Raw genomic sequence first — 22,848 nt, 5'->3', positions numbered from 1 at the left:
GAATCTGTGCAAATTGTAAAAAAGGAGAAGTTTGTTTTAAAAGGGTTTACGTTTGAAAATGGCAGGGAAATTCCTGTTCAAATGGGATACGAGACATATGGTACGTTAAATAGAGAAAGGTCAAATGTGATTTTGGTTTGTCATTATTTTAGTGCAACAAGTCATGCGGCAGGAAAATATACAGTGCATGATGAGGAGTCTGGTTGGTGGGATGGGCTCATTGGACCTGGAAAAGCAATTGATACAAATAAGTATTTTGTTATATGTACAGATAATCTTTGTAATGTGCAGGTGAGAAATCCATATGTGATTACAACAGGACCGAAATCGATTAATCCAGAAACTGGAGAAGAATATGCTATGGATTTTCCGGTTTTTACATTTCTTGATGTAGCTCGTATGCAATATGAGTTAATAAAAGGTATGGGAATTTCAAGGTTACACGCTGTAATTGGACCGTCGGCAGGGGGAATGATTGCACAACAATGGGCGGTTCACTATCCACATATGGTAGAGCGGATGATTGGCGTTATTACGAACCCACAAAATCCAATTATTACGTCAGTAAACGTAGCGCAAAATGCGATTGAAGCAATTCAACTGGATCCAAGTTGGAAAGGTGGAAAATATGGAGAAGAGCAGCCGATAAAGGGGCTTCATTTAGCAAATAGAATGATGTTTATGAACGCGTTTGATGAGCATTTTTATGAAATGGCATTTCCTCGTAATAGTATAGAGATAGAACCTTATGAAAAGTTTTCTACACTAACATCATTTGAAAAAGAGATAAATAAAGCGACATATAGAAGTATAGAGTTAGTAGATGCAAATTCATGGATGTATACTGCAAAGGCAGTTTTATTGCATGATATTGCACATGGTTCTTCTTCATTAGAAGAATCTCTTTCTAACATAGAAGCGAATGTACTTATGATTCCATGTAAACAAGATTTGCTTCAGCCGTCTCGTTACAACTATAAAATGGTAGATATTTTGCAAAAACAAGGGAAGTATGCGGAAGTGTATGAGATAGAAAGTATAAATGGGCATATGGCGGGAGCATTTGATATTCATTTATTTGAAAAGAAAGTTTATGAATTTTTAAATCGGAAAGTATCTAGTTTTGTTTAGAAGACAAATGATGGGGAAAAGGTGCAATGTTTGTAGTAGGCACCTTTTTTTACATGATTTGTAGACGGAAAATATATGTGGCAATTGCTATACCGAAGAATGCGATACTAAGCAATAGAAATAAGAATGACATTTCTTGGGGTGATTTTATTTTTTTAGTATTTTTCATACTAAGAGTAATAATTGCAGCGATTAAGAAAATGATGCCCATTATGAAAAGGGAAAGTGTCATTTTCATTGGCTCCTTTCATAAGACAAGTATATTGAGGATACAATGCAAGAGTTATGTTTGTAAAGAATAAGTTTTGCGAGAAAATTGAGAAATAGTTTTTCGATTCTTTGCGTTCTTTCTTTTGCGTGCTAAAATTGGTAGAGAATGTTTGTGAAAAAGAAACTAAAGGTTTTATTGTATATAAGGAGGAACTACATATGACAGAAGTTAAAACAATTACTACAGAAGAGGTACAAGAGCGTTTAGAAAATGGAGAAACGTTATTTTTAGTAGACGTAAGAGAAGATGAAGAAGTAGCGGCAGGAAAGATTCCAGAAGCTGTACATATTAAAATGGGCGATATCCCACATAAAGTAGATTTCTTTAATAAAGAGAATGAATATATCTTTATTTGTCGTTCAGGAATGCGCAGTGAAAATGTATGTCATTATTTAAATGAGCAAGGATTTAAAACAGTGAATATGGTTGGCGGTATGCTTCAATATGAAGGTGAAACGAAATAGTTAATAGTTAAAAACTTGAAACGAGTCTGTTTCAAGTTTTTTTCTTTTGCATACAGTATAAAAAGGAGGAGGGGTAAATGGGGATTAATTTGCGTAAAGTAAAAATTATTAATAATACAGGAGCTGTTAATGTCGGCGACTGTTATGATATCTCGCCTTTAGCTGTAGCAAAAGTATATGCAGGTGCTGGAGGGTCGAGTGCGGCTATTTTTTTAAATGGGAAAAGACAGCCAGAAGCAGTCATTAGAACATCAGTGTTTCTTCCGCCGTTAGCAACAAGTACACGTACATTAGGTTCATAGAGGAAAGGTAGAGTGTAATTATGCCTGCTCATATAAAAGAATTTGTTATTGTGAATAACACTGGGAATATATTTACCGGTGATAATTTGAGTGATACTTCATTTACTGCTTCGAAATCATATAGTGGTTCAATGGGGTGCACTTGGATTGATGTTGTTACAGTAATAGGGACGGAGACGAAGCTTTGTTTACAGCCGGGTGATTCGGTGACGACAACATATACAAGAGGCACTCCTGCTGGTACTGTAACAGGAGCAAATATGGGGCAAAATGTAAATACATCGAGTATAGCGCAAGCTGTCCCTAATACAGATAATATGGATTCAATTGCAGGACTCCCTTAAGAAATTAAGGGAGTTTTTATTATTTAAAATAAAAATAGTCTTGGAAATTATTTTTGTAAATAGATTAAGAAGAGGCTTATTTATTATGAAAAAGACGGTTTGTAGGCGGTGAAAGTGTGAAGAATCGTGATAATAATCGGAAGCAAAATTCGTTAAGCTCTAATTTTAGAATTCCACCCGAACTTATTGGGCCTACTTTCCCCCCTGTTCCAACTGGGTTTACAGGTATAGGGATTACTGGTCCAACCGGTCCACAAGGCCCAACAGGACCTCAAGGACCAAGAGGATTACAAGGTCCGATGGGGGAGATGGGCCCGACAGGACCTCAAGGTGTGCAAGGGATACAAGGATCAGTTGGGCCAATAGGTGCAACTGGACCAGAAGGACAGCAGGGCCCACAAGGATTGAGAGGACCACAAGGAGAAACTGGAGCGACAGGACCAGGGGGTGTGCAAGGGTTACAAGGTCCGATTGGTCCAACGGGAGCGACTGGGGCACAAGGTATACAAGGGATACAGGGATTACAGGGGCCAATTGGAGCGACGGGACCTGAGGGACCTCAAGGGATTCAAGGCGTCCAAGGGTTACCGGGTGTAACTGGTCCACAAGGAATACAAGGAGCACAAGGGATACAAGGAACACAAGGACCGAGTGGAAATACAGGTGCAACCGGAGCAACTGGTCAGGGGATAACAGGCCCGACTGGAATAACAGGTCCAACTGGGATAACTGGACCATCTGGAGGACCTCCTGGTCCGACGGGGCCGACTGGTGCGACAGGTCCGGGTGGCGGACCGAGTGGAAGTACAGGTGCGACTGGAGCAACGGGGAATACTGGGGCTACAGGAAGTACAGGGGTAACAGGAGCAACGGGAAGTACAGGTCCGACTGGAAGTACGGGAGCACAGGGCTTGCAAGGAATCCAAGGGATTCAAGGACCAATTGGGCCAACAGGTCCAGAAGGTTCGCAGGGTATTCAAGGTATTCCTGGTCCGACGGGAGTAACTGGTGAACAAGGAATACAAGGAGTTCAAGGTATTCAAGGGGCAACGGGAGCAACAGGAGATCAAGGTCCACAAGGTATACAGGGGGTTATAGGGCCACAAGGGGTAACAGGGGCCACAGGAGATCAAGGTCCACAAGGTATACAAGGAGTACCAGGGCCATCAGGAGAAACAGGGCCACAGGGAGTTCAAGGGATACAAGGTCCGATGGGTGATATAGGACCAACAGGTCCAGAAGGCCCAGAGGGACTGCAGGGCCCGCAAGGAATACAAGGTGTGCCAGGGCCAGTTGGAGCGACGGGTCCAGAGGGTCCACAGGGGATACAAGGCATTCAAGGACCGGTAGGAGCAACAGGCCCACAAGGCCCACAAGGAATTCAGGGAATACAAGGTGTGCAAGGGATAACGGGAGCAACAGGAGTACAAGGAGCAACTGGAATTCAAGGGATACAAGGGGAAATAGGAGCAACGGGTCCAGAGGGGCCACAAGGAGTGCAAGGTGCTCAAGGGGCGATTGGTCCAACCGGTCCGATGGGGCCACAAGGAGTGCAAGGAGTACAAGGAATTCAAGGAGCGACGGGTGCACAAGGAGTGCAAGGTCCACAAGGAATTCAAGGAATCCAAGGTCCGACGGGGGCAACAGGAGATATGGGAGCAACTGGGGCGACAGGGGAAGGCACTACAGGCCCAACAGGAGTAACTGGTCCAACAGGGGTAACAGGCCCGTCTGGAGGACCAGCAGGACCGACCGGCCCAACGGGGCCATCAGGTCCGGCGGGAGTAACTGGTCCATCTGGTGGACCACCTGGCCCGACAGGAGCAACCGGGGCGACAGGAGTAACAGGAGATACTGGGGCGACAGGCTCAACTGGAGTGACAGGAGCGACAGGAGAAACGGGAGCAACCGGAGTGACGGGTTTACAGGGTCCGCAAGGAATCCAAGGTGTGCAGGGAGAGATAGGTCCAACAGGGCCACAAGGTGTTCAAGGTCCTCAAGGAATTCAAGGAGTAACGGGGGCCACAGGAGATCAAGGTCCGCAAGGGATTCAAGGCCCACAAGGCGACATAGGTCCAACTGGCCCACAAGGAATTCAAGGCCCACAAGGTTCTCAAGGAATCCAAGGAGCGACAGGGGGAACAGGAGCACAAGGCCCACAGGGAATCCAAGGTCCGCAAGGTGACATAGGTCCGACTGGGTCACAAGGTCCAACTGGAATCCAAGGGATACAAGGAGAGATAGGTCCAACCGGCCCAGAAGGCCCAGAGGGACTGCAGGGCCCGCAAGGAATACAAGGTGTTCAAGGGCCAGTTGGAGCAACGGGTCCAGAGGGTCCTCAGGGAATACAAGGCATTCAAGGAGTGCAAGGAGCAACCGGCCCACAAGGTCCACAAGGAATACAGGGAATACAAGGTGTGCAAGGGATAACGGGAGCAACTGGAGCACAAGGAGCAACTGGAATTCAAGGGATACAAGGGGAAATAGGAGCAACCGGTCCAGAGGGGCCCCAAGGAGTGCAAGGAATACAAGGGGCGATTGGTCCAACCGGTCCGATGGGCGCACAAGGAGTGCAAGGAATACAAGGGATTCAAGGAGCAACAGGTGCACAAGGAGTGCAAGGACCACAAGGAATTCAAGGAGTGCAAGGTCCGACGGGAGCAACAGGAGATACGGGGGCAACCGGAGCGACGGGAGAAGGAACTACCGGTCCAACAGGAGTAACCGGTCCAACAGGGGTGACTGGCCCGTCAGGAGGACCAGCAGGACCGACCGGTCCAACGGGGCCATCAGGTCCGGCAGGAGTGACAGGTCCATCAGGTGGACCACCTGGGCCGACAGGAGCAACAGGTGCGACAGGAGTAACAGGAGATACCGGGGCGACAGGCTCAACTGGAGTGACAGGAGCGACAGGAGCAACGGGAGCAACCGGAGTGACGGGTTTACAGGGCCCGCAAGGAATCCAAGGTGTTCAAGGAGAGATAGGTCCAACCGGTCCACAGGGTATTCAAGGTCCCCAAGGAATCCAAGGAGTAACGGGGGCAACCGGAGCACAAGGTCCCCAAGGAATTCAAGGCCCACAAGGCGACATAGGTCCAACCGGCCCCCAAGGAATTCAAGGTCCACAAGGTCCTCAAGGAATCCAAGGAGCGACAGGGGCAACCGGGGCACAAGGCCCACAGGGAATCCAAGGTCCGCAAGGTGATATAGGCCCGACCGGCCCACAAGGCCCCCAAGGAATTCAAGGCCCGCAAGGAATTCAAGGTCCGACGGGAGCAACAGGATCAACCGGAGCGACAGGCCCACAAGGGATTCAAGGCCCACAAGGAATCCAAGGCCCGCAAGGAATTCAAGGTCCAACGGGAGCAACAGGATCAACCGGAGCGACAGGGCCACAAGGAATTCAAGGGCCACAAGGAATCCAAGGCCCGCAAGGAATTCAAGGTCCAACGGGAGCAACAGGATCAACCGGAGCGACAGGGCCACAAGGAATTCAAGGCCCGCAAGGAATCCAAGGAGTAACGGGGGCAACAGGAGCAACCGGTTCACAAGGTCCAACTGGAGATACAGGTCCAACCGGAGCTGGAGCCACTGGAGCGACCGGGGCGACTGGAGTTAGTACAACTGCAACGTATGCATTTGCGAATAATACATCAGGAACCGCTATTTCCGTTTTATTAGGTGGTACGAATGTACCATTACCGAACAATCAAAATATTGGTCCAGGAATAACCGTTAGTGGTGGAAATACTGTATTTACAGTTGCGAATGCAGGAAATTATTATATAGCTTATACAATTAATTTAACGGCAGGATTAGTTGTAAGTTCTCGTATAACTGTAAATGGCAGTCCGCTTGCGGGAACGATAAACGCTCCGACAGTGGCTACTGGTTCATTTAGTGCAACAATAATCGCTAACTTGCCTGCTGGAGCTGCTGTTAGCTTACAGTTATTTGGAGTAGTTGCAGTAGCTACATTATCTACAGCAACGCCAGGGGCTACCCTAACTATTATTAGATTAAGTTAATAAGCAGAAAACCTTGAAACTTTTATGTTTCAAGGTTTTTTTATCTTTGTATTTGTAAGTAAACCTCGTTAACCAGGGGAGTGGATCCCCTCTAATTATTTAAAGTTTCACATTATTCTCTTGAGCAAAAACATCGCAGTTCGAAAATATATTATAATAGAATGAAAAGAAAGAAATTTGGCAGAAAGGGAGGGTGGCGATGCAGGAGATGGTTAAAGATTTTTTTGGACGCCCACTTCAAGATTTACGTATATCTGTCATTGATCGTTGCAATTTTAGATGTACATATTGTATGCCAGCGGAAATATTTGGGTCAGATTATGCTTTTTTGAAAGATGAGTTTTTACTAACTTTTGATGAAATTGAGCGTTTGGCAAAATTATTTGTTAACATTGGTGTACGAAAAATTAGAATTACTGGCGGTGAGCCACTACTTCGTAAAGATTTAAAAAAACTTATTGCACGTCTTGTGAAAATTGATGGGCTAATAGATATAGGGTTAACGACAAATGCCGTACATTTAACGAAACAAGCGAAGGCATTAAAAGAAGCTGGATTACATAGAGTGAATGTTAGTTTAGATGCAATAGATGACGACATATTTAAGAATATTAATGGTCGAAATATTAATACGAAACCGGTAATTAAGGGAATTATAGCAGCTAAAGAGGCGGGGCTGGAAGTAAAGGTAAATATGGTTGTGAAAAAAGGGATGAACGATCATCAAGTACTTCCGATGGCTGCGTATTTTAAAGAGCAAGGAATCACGCTTCGGTTTATTGAGTTTATGGATGTTGGTAGTACAAATGGGTGGAATTTTGATCAAGTCGTTACAAAACGAGAATTGATTGAGATGATTCATAAGATGGATCCACTTGAGCCAGCTGAAGCGCATTACTTTGGTGAAGTTGCGAAGCGATATCGGTACGTTGGAACAAATGTTGAAGTTGGTTTTATTACATCTGTTTCTGAGTCATTTTGTGTCTCTTGTACGAGGGCGAGAATTTCGGCAGATGGAAAGTTTTATGCGTGCTTATTTGCGACAGAGGGTTTGGATGTAAGAGAACTTCTTAGAGGAAATCTTTCGGATGAGGAGTTATTAAGTGTTATACAAGATGTATGGATGAATAGAAAAGATAGGTATTCGGATGAACGAACAGAAGAAAGTGCAAAAAATCGTCCGAAAATCGAAATGTCTTATATAGGAGGATAAGAAAGGGGGCTATCGCATGCAGGAGCGATATTCAAGACAAATATTATTTTCTGGTGTTGGAGAAGAAGGACAGAGAAAAATAAGAGAGAAGCATGTGCTTATTATTGGTGCTGGTGCTCTCGGTGCGGCAAATGCAGAAGCGATTGTTAGAGCAGGTGTTGGAAAAGTAACGATTGCTGATCGTGATTATGTAGAATGGAGTAATTTACAAAGACAACAACTATATACAGAAGAAGATGCAAAGCAGTATAAACCGAAGGCGATAGCGGCTGCAGAACATTTAAAAGCGATTAATTCTGAGGTGGAAATAAATCCGGTTGTGACGGATGTAACGGTGCAAGAAATGGAAGAATTAGTGAATGATGTAGATTTAATATTAGATGCGACAGATAATTTTGAAACGCGTCTTCTTATTAATGATATTTCACAAAAGTATAATATTCCGTGGATATATGGTGGGTGTGTCGGAAGCTACGGAGTAACGTATACAATTTTACCAGGGAAAACACCGTGTTTTCGCTGTTTAATGGAGCATCCAGCGAGCGGTGCAACATGTGACACAGCTGGTATTATACAACCGGCAGTACAATTAGTAGTTGCGCATCAAACTACGGAAGCGCTGAAAATATTAGTAGAAGACTTTGGTGCGCTTCGTGAAACGATGTTATCGTTTGATCTTTGGAATAATCAACAGATGGCATTTAAAGTGAATAGGCAGAAAAAAGATACTTGTTTATCTTGCGGAAGGTTACGTACATATCCGAGTTTAACATTTGAAGGACAAACGAAAACAGAAGTGTTATGTGGGCGGAATACAGTACAAATTCGCCCGGGTGTGCGGAAGAATTTTAATTTAGAAGAAATTAAAAAACGCTTACAAAGAAGCGTAGAGATAAAGGCGACACCTTATTTATTATCATTTCCGGTAGAAGAATATCGTTTTGTTTTATTTACAGATGGCAGGGCGTTCATTCATGGGACGAATGATATGAATGTAGCGAAAAGTTTATATGCAAGATATATAGGTTGAACCTAAAGGAAACCCTTTAGGCTCAACGGAGAGAGGATTATGAATTTCTCGTATAATCTCCACTTTTTCCACCTGTTTTTTCAAGTAAGTACGTTTCACCGATAATCATACCTTTATCGACAGCTTTACACATATCATACACAGTAAGAGCGGTAGCGGAAGCAGCTGTTAAAGCTTCCATTTCAACACCGGTGCTACCTTCTGTTTTAACTTTTACTTCAATGAGTAAACGATATTGTTCTTCTGATTGTTTCCAATCGAAAGAAACGTCAACACCTTTTAATAATAAAGGGTGGCACATTGGGATAATATCAGAAGTACGTTTCGCGGCCATAATGCCTGCGATTTGCGCAACTGCTAATACGTCACCTTTCCCAATTTCATTGTGAGAGATTTTATCGTAAATTTCTTTCGTAACGACAATGCTAGAGCACGCAATTGCTGTTCGAACGGTTGCTTTTTTTTCGCTTATATCAACCATTTTTGCGCGTCCTTGGTCATTGAAATGTGTAAATGAAGACATGGAATTCCTCCTTGAAGTAATTTCTATTGAATATATAAAGTTTAATCGAGATAAAAAAAATTGCAAATATGAGGTGAGAAACGATGGTAGAAAAACGAATTCCAATTCAAGTTGCTGAGGCAGTAGAACGGGTAATGAAATATGCGAAGCATGGTGAAGTAGAAGAAATTTCTATTACGGAAAGTTACGGGAGAATTCTCGGGGAAGATGTTGTCTCAGATCATGACGTTCCTCATTTTGATCGTTCCCCTTACGATGGTTTCGCCATTCGAGCAGAAGATACGAAAGAAGCAACTCAAGAGAATCCAGTTGAATTTGAAGTAATAGGAGAAATCGGGGCGGGTTCCGTTTTTTTAGAGGAAGTAGGAGCTTTTGAAGCAATTCGCATTATGACAGGAGCAGCTATTCCAGAAGATTGCAATGCAGTCGTAATGCTAGAGCTGACAGAAGGGTTTGAGAAGAACGGGAAAACATATATGAAGTTAAAACGCCCTTTTAATAACGGTGACAATGTGTCGTTTAAAGGAGAAGATATAAAACAAAATCAAGTTCTCGTTAAGAAAGGTGTTGCAATTAATCCAGGTGTTGCGGCCTTACTAGCAACGTTTGGATATAGCACGGTGAAAGTTGTAAAACAGCCTGTTGTCGGTATTGTAACGACAGGAAGTGAATTATTAGAAGTACATGAGCCGTTAGAACCGGGGAAAATTAGAAATAGTAACTCGTATATGATCGCAGCTCAAATTATGAAAGCTGGCGGGAAAGTTCGTTATTATGGTCAACTCGCGGATGAGTTAGATGCATGTTTTACAGCTGTTCAATCAGCGATGGATGAGGTCGACATTTTAATTACAACAGGCGGTGTATCAGTAGGAGATTATGACTACTTACCAGCTATTTATGAAAGATTACAGGCAAATGTACTCTTTAATAAGATAGCCATGAGGCCCGGAAGTGTAACGACAGTAGCTGAAGTTGATGGAAAGTTACTCTTTGGTTTATCAGGAAATCCGTCTGCTTGTTATGTAGGCTTTGAATTATTTGTGCATCCAATTATAAAAACGTATTTGTATGCGAAGGAACCTCACGTATATAGAGCGGATGCTATTTTACAAAAAGATTTTCCGAAGCCAAATCCATTTACTCGTTTCGTAAGAGCGAACGTAACAATTGTGGATGGGGCGTTACAAGCGATGCCGGTTGGTTTAGATAAATCGAGTGCGGTATCTTCACTTGCAGATGCGAATGCTTTTATCGTGTTACCCGGAGGAACGAGAGGATTTGAGACCGGAATGAAAGTATCCGTATTATTGTTAGAGCACTCTGAGGGATGTGAGTGGCCATGGGCGAAGCCCCTTCAATCTTACAAATAGTAGGGTATCAAAATAGCGGAAAAACGACACTTGTAGAGAAAATTGTGCATGCATTAGCCGAAAGCGAAATGAAAGTTGCTACAATTAAACATCACGGGCACGGAGGTTTTCCAGAAGTAGCGCAAAAAGATAGCGAAAGACACCGTAAAGCTGGTGCTGTCGTAAGTAGTGTAGAAGGTGCTGGATTACTTTCACTTTCTTCACTAAGAAAGAAATGGTCCTTGCAAGAAATTATTCGCTTATATGAGTTTTTTAAAGTGGATACAATTTTAATAGAGGGCTATAAAAAAGAGAACTACCCGAAAGTAGTGTTACTTCGTTCTGCGGAAGATGCTGAGCTTTTACATAAAGTAGAAAATATAGTGGCGGTTATTACGTGGTATGATGTCCCAGTAAATATACGAGAAGAATATAAAGTATTTCATATAACAGAAGAAGAGTTGTACATAGACTGGTTTTTACAAACGGTTAGGAGTGCGAAATGACAAATACATATTATGAAGTAATTGATACAGAAATCTCGATTGAAGAGGTAACGAAGAAAGTAATTCGACGTGAATGCGGTGCTGTTACAACATTTATTGGAACGGTTAGAGAGTTTACGAAAGGGCGTCGTACATTATACTTAGAATATGTCGCTTATAAAACGATGGCAGAAAAGATGCTAGAGAAAATCGGATTAGAAGTGAAAGAGAAATGGCCAGGTACACACGTTGCGATTACACATCGCATCGGTACGTTGCAAATTTCTGATATAGCGGTTGTTGTTGCTGTTTCAACACCACACCGTAAAGCGGCTTATGAAGCGAACGAATATATTATGGAACGCATAAAACAAATTGTTCCGATTTGGAAAAAGGAGTTTTGGGAAGATGGTGACTCATGGATTGGTGATCAATTAGAAAAAACACCATATCCGGCGGGAGAGCCTGGGAAGGAGCTATAAGTATGATTCGAGTATTGTTATTTGCGCACTTGCAAGAAGAAGCAGGGACAAGTGAATTACAAATAGAGAAAGAAAATATTACGGTTGCACAGTTAAAAGATGTTGTTGCGAACGAATATAATGTACCAGTTTCAGAGCCAATTATGGTTGCGATTAATGAAGAATATGCAAATGAAGATGACAGGGTCCAATCTGGTGATGTTGTTGCACTAATCCCACCAGTGAGCGGTGGTTAATATTGGATTCATTAAAACGACTTTCCTATATAGGGAAAGTCGTTTTTTTATGGCAGTTTTGAGAACACTAATCTATAGAACAAGGAGGGAATTATGAAAAAAATATGTGTAGTTATGACAATGCTATGTGCGTCTTTTTTCTCTTCTCCAAGTGATTCTTTCGCGAAAGAATCAAGAGAACAGCTTTTAGAGAGTGCATTATCAAATAGGTACTATTCAGTTATTAGACAAGTGACAGAAGATCAATATGAATGTGCTTCAGTCATAAATATAAAGCGTCTCGGCAAGAAAGATGAATTTGTTCCTAGGTATGAAGTGAAGCTACAATTTCTTACATTTCAAGGAGCGCATAATCCCCCGAACGATAAAGTTACGCTTACTTTGGAAGACCATTTAGATCACGTAAAGATAAAGAAAGTGGAGCGAGAAAAGAATGTTTCTGACGCTATTGCAGAAAAAGTTTGTGAACGGGAAAAAGAAAAAATAAAAGCTCACTCTAATGACTTAGAGTGATAACCTATGCATTTAGTAAAGAAAGGTAATGAGTGATGGATATATTTTTAGCGATTTTACCAGCTATATTTTGGGGAAGTATTGTGCTATTTAACGTAAAACTGGGCGGGGGACCGTATAGTCAAACGCTCGGAACAACGTTTGGAGCACTTATTTTCTCAATTGTTGTTTATATTTTTATGAAGCCAGTATTAACACCTACCGTTATCGGAGTTGGAGTTGTGTCAGGTTTATTTTGGGCGCTTGGTCAGGCAAATCAATTGAAAAGTATTGATTTAATGGGTGTTTCGAGGACGATGCCAATTTCAACAGGACTTCAATTAGTCGCGACGACTTTATTTGGCGTTATCGTATTTCATGAATGGTCCACGACAATATCGGTCGTCCTTGGGATTTTAGCGCTCGTTTGTATTATTATCGGTGTTATTTTAACATCGCTTCAAAGTGAAGAAGAAAAGAATGCAGAGCAAGCAGCAAACTTTAAAAGAGGTATCGTAATTTTATTAATTTCAACAGTCGGCTATTTAGTTTACGTAGTAGTGATTAGACTATTTAACGTAGATGGTTGGTCAGCTTTGTTGCCACAAGCAGTTGGTATGGTGTTAGGTGGGATTTTGCTTACCTTTAAACATCATCCATTTAATAAATATGCAATCCGAAATATTATTCCAGGATTAATTTGGGCAGCTGGAAATATGTTTTTATTCATTTCGCAGCCGCGTGTTGGAGTCGCAACAAGTTTCTCGCTATCGCAAATGGGAATTATTATTTCCACGCTTGGTGGGATCCTTATATTAGGTGAAAAGAAAACGAAACGTCAATTAACGGGTATCGTTGTCGGTATTGTTTTTATTATCGCAGCCGGAATTATGTTAGGTATAGCCAAAAGTTAAAGGAGGTATGGAAATGTATAGTGATTTAGCAGGGAAAGTTGTCGTTATTACAGGATCAGCAACTGGTCTTGGAAGAGCGATGGGAGTGAGGTTTGCTAAGGAAAAAGCGAAAGTGGTTATTAATTATCGCTCACGAGAATCAGAAGCGAATGATGTGTTAGAAGAAATTAAAAAGGTAGGCGGCGAAGCGATTGCTGTAAAAGGTGATGTAACCGTCGAATCAGATGTTGTGAATCTCATTCAATCTGCTGTGAAAGAGTTTGGTACGCTTGACGTTATGATTAATAATGCAGGGATAGAAAACGCGGTACCGTCGCATGAAATGCCGCTTGAAGATTGGAATAGGGTAATTAATACAAATTTAACAGGTGCTTTTTTAGGAAGTCGTGAAGCGATTAAATATTTTGTAGAACATGATATTAAAGGTTCTGTCATTAATATGTCTAGTGTTCATGAGAAAATTCCGTGGCCACTATTTGTGCACTATGCAGCAAGTAAGGGTGGCATTAAACTGATGACAGAAACGTTAGCGCTAGAGTATGCACCAAAAGGTATTCGAGTAAATAATATAGGACCAGGTGCAATTAATACGCCAATCAATGCAGAAAAGTTTGCTGATCCTAAAAAACGTGCTGACGTAGAAAGTATGATACCTATGGGCTATATTGGAAAACCTGAAGAAATCGCAGCAGTAGCAACTTGGCTTGCTTCATCAGAGGCGAGTTACGTAACGGGAATTACGCTATTTGCAGATGGTGGAATGACGTTATATCCATCGTTTCAAGCTGGGCGTGGGTAATATAAAAGGACGAAGAGATAAAACTCTTCGTCCTTTTTTTACAAAAAAAAAATAGCGGCCAGCTATTTTAAATTTAGTGATTAATTGTATCTTGAAGAAATTCTGTTGCTTGATGTTCAGAAACATTTTGTACGAGTGCAACTTCACTGATCATCATTTTTCGGGCGTTATCTAGCATTTGTTTTTCACTCGCATTTAAAGTTCTCTCTTTATTGCGGCGAAGTAAATCCCGAACAACTTCTGCGCTATCTTGTAAATTGCCGTTTTTCATTTTTTCCATATTCATTGTATATCTTTGTTTCCATGAGAGTGATGTGTCTGACTCCCCGTTTTGAAATTCAAGAAGTATATCATCTAACGTACCTCGATCAACGATATAACGAATACCTGATTTTTTTAATTGATCCATCGGAAGCATTACTTGCATATCTTTACTAATGATGCGTATCACACAATATTGACGTGAAGTACCTAATATTTCTTTCTCTTCAATTGCTTCGATGATTCCTGCACCGTGCATTGGATAAACGATTTTATCACCAATTTGAAACAAATCATCCACCTCCATATGTGGTAACCACTTTTAATGATAACATACGTATGTAAAAATGTCAAATTTTATATAATAACATAATATTTATATTCGAGTCAATAAGATAAAGTGCTTTTTTTGTATTTTTTCGGGTTTTATTTATAGTGATTTTTTTAGAAAAATAGTACAGGTGAAGAAAGAAGGCATATCCACTTATTTTTAAGCATAAAATGTAAAAGCGCTAATACAATATACCTAAATCCGTTCTTTGCAAAGGAGGGAGAGAAGGTGGGGCGCACAATAAAAATTGATATTACAAATAAAGTTGTAGCTAAATTTAGACCAAATTATTTGGAATTATATACGAGTAAATTTATGATAGGTAAGTTTTATGTCTATACTGAAGATAAAAAATATGTGTTAGAAGACGGATATATATATGAGAATGGAAAGTTTTATCGCATCATAGATACGCACCGTGGCAATAATCAAGCGGCGGAGGGCTGCGATCTAGGATGGTGTTAACATGATTCGTGTGAAAGTTTTTGATGAAAGTCACGAAAAAGACTTAGAAGACGCTGTGAATGTGTTTTTGAAAAAGATTGATGATAGCAACTTTGTAGATATTAAGTATCAAGTTGGTGTTTCTATTAACGACGATGAAAACCAAATTTATTGTTTTTCAGCAATGATCGTTTATAAAGCATAAAAAAGAGCTGGCTCACCCAGCTCTTTTTTATGTTTTATGTTGGGACAACATGTGTCGGTAATACGTTCATAATAGATTGGGTTGTGCCTAATTTCTTTGTCGTTAAAAGAGGCTCCCCTGTTTCATGGTTTTGGGCATCTTTACACATACCAAGGTGATAACGATCACCTAAAAATGGATCAATATAAAAACCGTTTTTGAATACTTTATCATTTGGATGTTTTTCATGATGAATATCAGAGCAGTTAATGCAATAGAACATCGCTTTCATCCCCTTTTTATTTTTGTTTGAAAAAAGTGAGTCGGTAGTCATTTCGCTCCTGAGGAAATGTTGAGGAGAAGAGAAATAACTACCTACTCAAATGGTGGGCATATTCCTTCTGACTTTGTCATATCTCGCGTATTGTCCCTTGAGGGAAGGAGGAGAGACGAAGTACGCATGATATAAGTAAGGCGCTTCTTTCAATATGAATGATGGAGTTTCATGTTGAGAGAAGTTTTTATTTTGTATTGCCTTTGTGAGTATATTATGAGGAAATGCTAAGAGGGTGTTTGTCCTGTTGAAAAAATGTTGAGAATTTCTCAACAGTAAAAGAATTAGCGTTGACATGAAACTAAAAGGTGTTATATTATCAAAGTATAACCAAAAGGTGTTATGTTATAACGCCGAGTAAAGGAGAATGAAAATGGAACAACAAAATACATTAAATGATATTAAACAAACAATCGTTTTTAACGCGTCTATTCAAAAGGTATGGAGTGTAGTATCAACTGCAGAAGGGATTGCGTCATGGTTTATGCCAAATGATTTTGTATTAGAGGTAGGACATGAATTTCATGTGCAATCACCATTTGGGCCATCACCATGTAAAGTATTAGAAATTGATGAACCAAACCATTTATCTTTCTCATGGGATACAGATGGCTGGGTTGTTTCATTTGATTTGAAAGACTTAGGAGATAACAAAACAGAATTTACGTTAATTCACGGCGGCTGGAAACATCCTGATGAAATTCTTCCGAAAGCAAATGCGAAGAGCTCTATTATTCGCGATAGAATGAGCGGTGGTTGGGTAGCGATTGTAAATGAAAAACTGAAAAAGGTTGTCGAAGGCTAAGTGTCCTCGTCAGCAGCGAAATATGATGTATTTCAAGCAATTGCTGATCCAACCCGCCGAGAAGTAATACGGTTATTAAGTGACAAAGAGTTACCGATTTCCAAAATAACGGATCATTTTCCGATGAGTCGTACTGCGGTTGTAAAGCACCTTCATATTCTTTCAGAAGCGAATTTAGTAAGTGGAAGAAAAAGCGGAAGAGAGAAGATATATCGTTTGCATCCAGAACCATTAGAAGAATTACAACAATGGCTCTCGTATTATGAACGTTTTTGGGATAATAAATTATCCATGCTGAAACATATTGTGGAGAATGAAGAATAAAAAAGGATGACCAAAATGGTCATCCTTTTTATTGTTGCTCACTTGTTTGTGTAGCTGGCTTTAATAAGAGCCAAGCGATAATTAATGTAAATACTGCTAATACGAAAGTGCTCATATAAATGACGTGTACGCTTGATGCTAATGCAGATTGCGATTCGGTTACTACGTTTGCTGTAGTACCGCCATGTCCACCAGATACAAGATCAAGATTTTTAATACCACGTGCGTGAATCATCGTATTGAAGATTGTACCGAATATTGCAGCACCTAACGTTTGACTAAATGTATTAATAAATGTGTTTAAACCAACAGCTGTTCCGCGTGTATGAGCTGGTACGGCTGCTTGAATTGTTACCATGTAAATCGGTGTCACAAGCCCCATGCCTAAGCCGAATAATCCGACTGCTACATAAATAAGGAACGATGGTGAATTTGTTGATAGTGTAAATAATAAGAACGTAGCGACTGATAAAATGCTAGCTCCAAGTAAAATGATTTGTTTCGTTTTTAATTTGCCTACTAAGTTACCAGAGAAAATAGCGCCAAATGTCCACATAACAGGAATTGGCATTAAAATAAGTCCAGCTTCTGTAGCGTTTTTCCCTAATACACCTTGGCTCCAAATTGGAAGGTACATTGTAATACTAATAATCATTGCGCCAGCAATAAGAGTTAATATATTTATCGTAGATAATGTACGGTTAGAGAAAAGTGCTAGCGGAATTAATGGTTCCGGAGATTTCTTCTCGATGAATAAGAAAATAATAAATGAAATAGCGGCAAAGATTAATAGGCCGATAATTGTCATGTCTCCCCAGTTTTGCTTACTGCTACCTGTTAATAATGCATATAGTAGAGCGATTGTACTTAATGAGAAGACTGTTGCACCAAGATAATCGATATGATGCTTAGCAGGTTTAATAGATTCTTTGTAGTAAATTGCAATCATTAAGCAAGCGATAATTCCGAATGGAACGTTTAGGAAGAAAATATAACGCCAAGAAAGGGAATCAACTAAAAATCCACCTACTAACGGTCCGATAACACCGGATACACCCCAAACGGCACTCATCCAACCTTGTGCTTTCGCGCGGTCTTTCGCTTCGCTATATAAGTCTCCAATAATCGTCATTGTGATTGGCATAACAGCACCAGCACCGATACCTTGAAGCGCGCGGAAGAAGATTAATTGTTCCATCGATGTAACGACTCCGCAAAGTGCAGAACCGACTAAAAAGATTGTAGCTCCGATCAGTAAAACTTTTTTACGGCCAAATAAATCAGCGAGCTTTCCGTATATTGGAGTCGAAACAGCTGTTGCAAGCATATAAATTGCATATACCCAACTAACAAGTTCGACGCCTGACAAATCACTCGTTATACGAGGGATTGCTGTACTAACAATCGTTCCTTCTACCGCAGAAAGAAACGTCATTAACATTAAAGACATCATGACTTTTTTTCTCATTTGTTTTCCCCTTACCCTTTTTTAAATATTCAACAATATAAAATATAAAGGTACTAAGGTATATAAAGCAACAAAAAAGCAATGGAAAGTTACATGGAGCAGATGTTTGTCGCTTCTTGTCGGTAAGTCGATATATTTGAGAAATCGCCGATAATGATTTCATGGCAATATTAAAAAAGAAACAGGAATCCCTGTTTCTTTTTTTAATATTGCATTTTCGCGTTTTCTCCAGCAGTCGTTCCAGCAATTCTACCAGTAACAAGGGCTGATGTAATATTATAGCCACCAGTATAACCATGAATATCAAGAACTTCTCCGCAGAAATATAAGCCGTTCGTAAATTTAGAAGACATTTCTTTCGGATTAATTTCTTTCACGGATACACCTCCGCCAGTAACGAATGCTTTTTCAATTGACTGCGTACCATTTACATTCACAGTAAACTCTTTAAAGTCTTTCACAAGTGCACGAATCTTTTCGTGAGAAACTTGTCCAGCTTGTTCGCTGCCGTCAATTTCATTTTTTTCTAATAAGAATAGGAAGTAACGTTCAGGAACATAACCTTTTAAAACGTTTTTAATTCCTTTTTTCGGATCTTCTTTCATTTGTTTCAGCATGCGCTGAAATAGTTGTTCACTATTTTCCTCTGGCAATGCATCAATACTCATTTGTATTGTATTCGTTTTAAACTTTTTCAGTGCTTTCACGACGAATTGGCTACAGCGAAGAGCAGCAGGTCCAGATAGGCCGAAATGAGTGAAGAGCATGTCCATTTTGTGAGAAATGATAGCTTTTCCTTTCGGATTTAATACACTTAAGTTTATATCACGTAAAGCAAGACCTTGTAATGAGCGGTCACGTATAAACGGCTCGTTTGAAAGGATAGGTACTTCTGTTGGGAATAATTCTGTGATTGTATGACCCGCTTTTTCAGCCCAAGCATATCCGTCTCCAGTAGATCCAGTTTGAGGAACTGATTTTCCGCCAACAGCGATAACGACGTGATTTGTTTCTAACACTTCGCCTGTTTGCAGTATAACTGCTTTTGTTTGACCATTTTCATATTCAATCGTTTCAACAGGCGTATTTGTACGAATTTTTACACCTAAGTCTTTTAATCGTGTTAAAAGTGCGTCTACAACAGATTGTGCTTTGTTTGACACAGGGAACATGCGACCGTGGTCTTCTTCTTTCAATTTAACACCGAGATTTTCGAAGAATGTAATAATATCTTCATTATTAAAAATAGAAAAAGCGCTGTATAAGAAGCGACCGTTTCCTGGTATATGTTTAACAATTTCATCAAGTGGTAGACGGTTCGTTACGTTACAGCGTCCGCCACCAGAAATTGCAAGTTTACGCCCAAGTTTATTTCCTTTATCAAGAAGTAAGACATTTGCGCCTTCTTCTGCAGCACCAATTGCAGCCATTAGCCCAGAAGGACCGCCGCCGATGACAATAACATCATAATGCATAATATATCGACCTCATTTTCTACATTTCCTGCCTAAAAGAATAGCATGTTTTCCCTTAAAAGAAAAATAGAGTGAAGTACTGCTTAATGAGAGAATTGTGGTACAATACAAAAGTTAGAGTTCAGCACTATCCTGCCATTTGTAGGCGATAAGACTAAAACCTCAAGATTTAGGAGAAGTAAATAGGGAGTCTGTTAGCCTGTAAATGCTCGAATGGTTCAACTAATAAGGAGTAGGAGAGAAGTCTCCAACTAATTATAGTTTCACTTTATGTAGATGTAGGAGGATTTTTGTATGTCCGATTCGAAATTTCTGCGCGGAACGCTTATTGTTACGCTAGGGACATTTTTAGTAAAGTTCTTAGGCATGATTTACGTCTTTCCGTTTCATGCATTAGTAGGAACAGAAGGCGGAACGCTCTATACATATGGATACATTCCATATACGATCTTTTTAAGTATCGCAACGGCAGGTGTGCCACTTGCTGTTTCAAAATTTGTTTCCAAATATAATGCGCTTGGCGATTATAAAACGAGCCGGAGAATGTTCCGCTCGGGAATGGTTATGATGATCGTAACAGGAGTTCTTTCGTTCCTAGTGCTGTACATGACGGCGCCATTGTTTGCAGAAGCGATGCTTGGTAAACAAAGTATACACAATAATGTAGGAGAAGTTACGACGATCATTCGTCTTGTAAGCTTCGCGCTTATTGTTGTACCAGCAGCGAGTTTAATTCGTGGTTATTTCCAAGGTCACCAGTCTATGGGACCAACTACCGTTTCACAAATTATTGAACAAATTATTCGTATCGTCTTTTTATTAGCAGGTAGTTTTATCGTTATTAAAGTACTTGGCGGTACAGTTGCAACAGCAGTTGGAGTAGCGACATTTGCTGCGTTCGTTTCAGCGGTTGGAGCACTCGGTGTGTTAATTTGGTACTGGCTAAAACGTAAAAAATATTTGGATCAATATTTAATTGAACAAACTGTACCAGAATCAACAGTAAGCACCGTTCAATTGTTTAAAGAGTTATTTGCATATGCGATTCCTTACGTTGTAATTGGGTTAACAATTCCTTTATATCAACAAATTGATACATTGACATTTAACTCAATTATGCAGGCGATTGGTCAAGGTGATATCGCAGAGCGAGCTCTCGGTATTTTCACAATGTGGACGCATAAGTTAATTATGATTCCTGTATCACTTGCAACAGCGTTTAGTTTAACGCTTGTACCAGCAATCACAAAATCATTTACTGAAAAACAATACCGCTATTTGAAATTACAAATTACACAAACATTCCAGGCAAATATGTTTTTAACATTGCCAGCAGTTGTCGGTATTTCTTCACTTGCATATCCAATTTATACTGCGTTTTACGATTCAGATCCACTAGGTGGACAAGTATTAATGTGGTATGCACCAGTTGCGTTGTTATTCGCTTTATTTACAGTAACAGCAGCAATCCTGCAAGGTATTAACCAGCAGAAGCATGCGATTATTGCGCTTATAATGGGCGTTATTTTGAAATTTGTATGTAACGTAATCTTTATTCGTTATTTCGGTACAGTAGGAGCAATTCTAGCGACAGCAGTTGGTTTCTTAGCTTCTGTTTGGTACACAAATCAACAAATTAAAAAATACGCACACTATTCATTCGGTGTTGTATATAAAAGAACATTCCAAATTGCAGTACTGACACTTATAATGGTCGTTGCTGTAAAACTATCACAATGGGTTCTATCCTTCATGATTTCGCCTGATGGCCGTATTGGTGCTCTTATAACAGTTGCGATTTGTGCAGGTATTGGCGGTCTTGTTTACGGATTGTTAGCAATTCGCACAGGAGTACTGGAAAGAGTATTTGGTGGAGAAGCATTAGATAAAATTCAACGTAAACTTGGTAGTAGATTTAAAATAAAGTTGAAATCAAGAGGGGCGTAATTACGTCCCCTTTTCTATGATAAATAAAGAAGGTGAAAAACGTGAGATTAGATAAATTATTAGCAAATATGGGATATGGAAGTAGAAAAGAAGTAAAGAAATTATTGAAAGATGGCGTTGTGAAAATTGATGGAACGCCAGTAAAAGATGCGAAAGTTCATGTAAATGTAGAAGAGCAAGAAGTTATGATTCACGGTGAAGTTGTGGAATACAAAGAATTTGTTTACTTAATGATGCATAAACCACAAGGTGTTATTTCAGCGACGGAAGATGATAATCATGAAACAGTAATAGATTTATTAGAATTAGAAGATGCAATCTTTGATCCGTTCCCAGTTGGACGACTTGATATCGATACGGAAGGCTTCTTATTGATAACAAATGATGGGAAGTTATCACATCAATTATTATCTCCGAAAAAGCATGTGCCGAAAAAATATTATGCACACGTTGCAGGAGTAGTAACAGAAGAGGATGTAAAAGAATTTGCTAAAGGTGTTATTTTAGACGATGGCTATGAAACAAAGCCAGGTGCACTTACAATATTGAAAAGCGATGATATTTCTGAAATTGAGCTTGTGATTACGGAAGGGAAATTCCATCAAGTGAAGCGTATGTTTGAAGCGGTAGGAAAAAAAGTAGTCTACCTAAAGAGAACAGAGATGGGTCCGTTAGTATTAGATGAAGAACTAGAACTTGGACAATACCGAGAGCTAACAGATGAAGAAGTAGAAATGTTAAAAACATATCAAGTAGATACTGAAAAGTAGTACCTTTATAGGCGCAGAAAAGACCCCTTTCTAATTATTAGAAAGGGGTATGTATTTATTTACCATACAATTATTTTTCGTTATGAGGTCATTCTCACTTTCTTTCCTGTTGTTGTCCACTTACCGCGGCAAGGGCTATACACGAGTTCATTAAACTGCAACACATTTAGATCACGTTGTATCGTTCGCGGTGTGATCCCGAACTCATCTACAAGGTCTTTCGTCGTTACCGTTCCGTTTTCATTGATGTACATATAAATTGATTTAATGCGTGTTAGCATACGAGTAGTTGTAGGTTTCAAGAGAAAACCACTCCTCTACTAGTTTTTTTGACCCCATTCAGGAAAGAAGGTCGTTACTACCATTGTACTCTACATGATAAAATTCATGCTTTAATCTACTTAAATTTTACAGAAATTTAACAAATATTCATATAGAA

General features: G+C 40.1%; 27 protein-coding genes. 20 read left to right on the top strand and 7 right to left on the bottom strand.

Annotation, left to right across the window (positions count from 1 at the left end; translation table 11 throughout):
- Positions 1–6: 6 nt before the first annotated feature.
- A complete protein-coding gene (locus ACTL4X_RS23885; protein WP_086692064.1) occupies positions 7–1,131 on the top strand; it encodes an alpha/beta fold hydrolase in 1,125 nt (374 codons plus the stop codon).
- Positions 1,132–1,180: 49 nt separating this feature from the next.
- On the opposite strand, the gene ACTL4X_RS23880 is transcribed toward ACTL4X_RS23885, so the two are convergent.
- The gene (locus ACTL4X_RS23880; RefSeq protein WP_000175905.1) at positions 1,181–1,363 is read right to left on the bottom strand and encodes a hypothetical protein; all 183 of its coding nucleotides are present in this window, start codon (positions 1,361–1,363) and stop codon (positions 1,181–1,183) included.
- Positions 1,364–1,560: 197 nt separating this feature from the next.
- Here ACTL4X_RS23880 and ACTL4X_RS23875 point away from each other — a divergent pair, with 197 nt between their 5' ends.
- The 6 genes from ACTL4X_RS23875 (at position 1,561) to ACTL4X_RS23850 (ending at position 8,783) form a co-directional block, all read left to right on the top strand.
- Entirely contained in the window at positions 1,561–1,866 is a 306-nt protein-coding gene (locus ACTL4X_RS23875) for a rhodanese-like domain-containing protein (protein WP_000141207.1), read from the top strand.
- Positions 1,867–1,943: 77 nt separating this feature from the next.
- The gene (locus ACTL4X_RS23870) at positions 1,944–2,168 is read left to right on the top strand and encodes a spore germination protein (RefSeq protein ID WP_000512463.1); all 225 of its coding nucleotides are present in this window, start codon (positions 1,944–1,946) and stop codon (positions 2,166–2,168) included.
- Between the two features lie 20 nt (positions 2,169–2,188).
- Positions 2,189–2,512 carry a hypothetical protein gene (locus tag ACTL4X_RS23865; RefSeq protein WP_001110848.1) on the top strand — a complete coding sequence of 108 codons (324 nt, stop codon included), beginning with the start codon at positions 2,189–2,191 and terminating at the stop codon, positions 2,510–2,512.
- A gap of 116 nt (positions 2,513–2,628) precedes the next feature.
- Positions 2,629–6,540 carry a BclA-related collagen-like exosporium protein gene (locus ACTL4X_RS23860; protein WP_086692067.1) on the top strand — a complete coding sequence of 1,304 codons (3,912 nt, stop codon included), beginning with the start codon at positions 2,629–2,631 and terminating at the stop codon, positions 6,538–6,540.
- Positions 6,541–6,739: 199 nt separating this feature from the next.
- Positions 6,740–7,753 (top strand): GTP 3',8-cyclase MoaA, encoded by a 1,014-nt coding sequence (gene moaA / locus ACTL4X_RS23855; protein ID WP_086692070.1) that lies wholly within the window; start codon positions 6,740–6,742, stop codon positions 7,751–7,753.
- Positions 7,754–7,769: 16 nt separating this feature from the next.
- Positions 7,770–8,783 (top strand): molybdopterin-synthase adenylyltransferase MoeB, encoded by a 1,014-nt coding sequence (locus ACTL4X_RS23850; RefSeq protein ID WP_086692073.1) that lies wholly within the window; start codon positions 7,770–7,772, stop codon positions 8,781–8,783.
- Positions 8,784–8,820: 37 nt separating this feature from the next.
- Here the strand turns inward: ACTL4X_RS23850 and moaC are convergent, their stop codons facing one another.
- The gene (gene moaC / locus ACTL4X_RS23845; protein WP_000094159.1) at positions 8,821–9,306 is read right to left on the bottom strand and encodes a cyclic pyranopterin monophosphate synthase MoaC; all 486 of its coding nucleotides are present in this window, start codon (positions 9,304–9,306) and stop codon (positions 8,821–8,823) included.
- Positions 9,307–9,389: 83 nt separating this feature from the next.
- Here moaC and moeA point away from each other — a divergent pair, with 83 nt between their 5' ends.
- The 7 genes from moeA (at position 9,390) to ACTL4X_RS23810 (ending at position 14,066) form a co-directional block, all read left to right on the top strand.
- A complete protein-coding gene (gene moeA, locus ACTL4X_RS23840; RefSeq protein WP_000229690.1) occupies positions 9,390–10,679 on the top strand; it encodes a molybdopterin molybdotransferase MoeA in 1,290 nt (429 codons plus the stop codon).
- Positions 10,649–11,164, top strand: a complete 516-nt coding sequence (mobB, locus tag ACTL4X_RS23835) for a molybdopterin-guanine dinucleotide biosynthesis protein B (protein ID WP_000503325.1) — start codon at positions 10,649–10,651, stop codon at positions 11,162–11,164. Before moeA ends, mobB begins: the two co-directional genes overlap by 31 nt.
- A complete protein-coding gene (moaE, locus tag ACTL4X_RS23830) occupies positions 11,161–11,625 on the top strand; it encodes a molybdopterin synthase catalytic subunit MoaE (RefSeq protein WP_000185942.1) in 465 nt (154 codons plus the stop codon). The genes mobB and moaE overlap by 4 nt, the downstream gene beginning before the upstream one ends.
- Positions 11,626–11,627: 2 nt before the next feature.
- Positions 11,628–11,861 carry a molybdopterin converting factor subunit 1 gene (moaD, locus tag ACTL4X_RS23825; RefSeq protein WP_000621778.1) on the top strand — a complete coding sequence of 78 codons (234 nt, stop codon included), beginning with the start codon at positions 11,628–11,630 and terminating at the stop codon, positions 11,859–11,861.
- 93 nt (positions 11,862–11,954) lie between these two features.
- The gene (locus ACTL4X_RS23820; protein WP_000717684.1) at positions 11,955–12,374 is read left to right on the top strand and encodes a DUF3888 domain-containing protein; all 420 of its coding nucleotides are present in this window, start codon (positions 11,955–11,957) and stop codon (positions 12,372–12,374) included.
- A gap of 35 nt (positions 12,375–12,409) precedes the next feature.
- Positions 12,410–13,267: a glucose uptake protein GlcU gene (gene glcU / locus ACTL4X_RS23815; protein WP_000350861.1), complete on the top strand. Its 858-nt coding sequence runs from the start codon at positions 12,410–12,412 to the stop codon at positions 13,265–13,267.
- A 13-nt stretch (positions 13,268–13,280) separates the two neighbouring features.
- On the top strand, positions 13,281–14,066 hold the full coding sequence (locus tag ACTL4X_RS23810) for a glucose 1-dehydrogenase (RefSeq protein ID WP_000286673.1): 786 nt from the start codon (positions 13,281–13,283) through the stop codon (positions 14,064–14,066).
- 73 nt (positions 14,067–14,139) lie between these two features.
- Here ACTL4X_RS23810 and ACTL4X_RS23805 read toward each other — a convergent pair whose 3' ends face one another.
- Positions 14,140–14,634, bottom strand: a complete 495-nt coding sequence (locus tag ACTL4X_RS23805; protein WP_000451445.1) for a CarD family transcriptional regulator — start codon at positions 14,632–14,634, stop codon at positions 14,140–14,142.
- A gap of 252 nt (positions 14,635–14,886) precedes the next feature.
- Here ACTL4X_RS23805 and ACTL4X_RS23800 point away from each other — a divergent pair, with 252 nt between their 5' ends.
- Entirely contained in the window at positions 14,887–15,123 is a 237-nt protein-coding gene (locus ACTL4X_RS23800) for a DUF2553 family protein (RefSeq protein WP_000533804.1), read from the top strand.
- A gap of 1 nt (position 15,124) precedes the next feature.
- The gene (locus ACTL4X_RS23795; protein WP_000621751.1) at positions 15,125–15,307 is read left to right on the top strand and encodes a sporulation protein Cse60; all 183 of its coding nucleotides are present in this window, start codon (positions 15,125–15,127) and stop codon (positions 15,305–15,307) included.
- Between the two features lie 34 nt (positions 15,308–15,341).
- Here the strand turns inward: ACTL4X_RS23795 and ACTL4X_RS23790 are convergent, their stop codons facing one another.
- Positions 15,342–15,569, bottom strand: a complete 228-nt coding sequence (locus tag ACTL4X_RS23790; RefSeq protein ID WP_000498989.1) for a DUF3973 domain-containing protein — start codon at positions 15,567–15,569, stop codon at positions 15,342–15,344.
- Between the two features lie 424 nt (positions 15,570–15,993).
- Between ACTL4X_RS23790 and ACTL4X_RS23785 the strand changes: the two genes are divergently transcribed.
- Positions 15,994–16,425 (top strand): SRPBCC family protein, encoded by a 432-nt coding sequence (locus ACTL4X_RS23785; protein ID WP_000437765.1) that lies wholly within the window; start codon positions 15,994–15,996, stop codon positions 16,423–16,425.
- On the top strand, positions 16,426–16,749 hold the full coding sequence (locus ACTL4X_RS23780; RefSeq protein WP_000098837.1) for an ArsR/SmtB family transcription factor: 324 nt from the start codon (positions 16,426–16,428) through the stop codon (positions 16,747–16,749).
- 28 nt (positions 16,750–16,777) lie between these two features.
- Here ACTL4X_RS23780 and ACTL4X_RS23775 read toward each other — a convergent pair whose 3' ends face one another.
- Positions 16,778–18,217 (bottom strand): MDR family MFS transporter, encoded by a 1,440-nt coding sequence (locus tag ACTL4X_RS23775; protein WP_001228021.1) that lies wholly within the window; start codon positions 18,215–18,217, stop codon positions 16,778–16,780.
- 203 nt (positions 18,218–18,420) lie between these two features.
- The gene (locus tag ACTL4X_RS23770; protein ID WP_000558859.1) at positions 18,421–19,692 is read right to left on the bottom strand and encodes an NAD(P)/FAD-dependent oxidoreductase; all 1,272 of its coding nucleotides are present in this window, start codon (positions 19,690–19,692) and stop codon (positions 18,421–18,423) included.
- 294 nt (positions 19,693–19,986) lie between these two features.
- On the opposite strand from ACTL4X_RS23770, the gene ACTL4X_RS23765 reads away from it, so the two are divergent.
- The gene (locus ACTL4X_RS23765; protein ID WP_086692076.1) at positions 19,987–21,639 is read left to right on the top strand and encodes a putative polysaccharide biosynthesis protein; all 1,653 of its coding nucleotides are present in this window, start codon (positions 19,987–19,989) and stop codon (positions 21,637–21,639) included.
- Positions 21,640–21,680: 41 nt separating this feature from the next.
- Complete coding sequence (locus ACTL4X_RS23760) at positions 21,681–22,409, top strand: pseudouridine synthase (protein ID WP_001234947.1); 729 nt, start codon at positions 21,681–21,683, stop codon at positions 22,407–22,409.
- Positions 22,410–22,489: 80 nt separating this feature from the next.
- Here the strand turns inward: ACTL4X_RS23760 and ACTL4X_RS23755 are convergent, their stop codons facing one another.
- Positions 22,490–22,711, bottom strand: coding sequence for a DeoR family transcriptional regulator (locus tag ACTL4X_RS23755; RefSeq protein WP_000805512.1), 222 nt, complete (start codon positions 22,709–22,711; stop codon positions 22,490–22,492).
- Positions 22,712–22,848 lie beyond the last annotated feature (137 nt).

Origin of the sequence: Bacillus sp. RE35 (genome assembly GCF_052146655.1) — a bacterium.
GTDB lineage: Bacteria > Bacillota > Bacilli > Bacillales > Bacillaceae_G > Bacillus_A > Bacillus_A cereus.
This window is presented reverse-complemented; position numbering and strand designations above follow the sequence as displayed.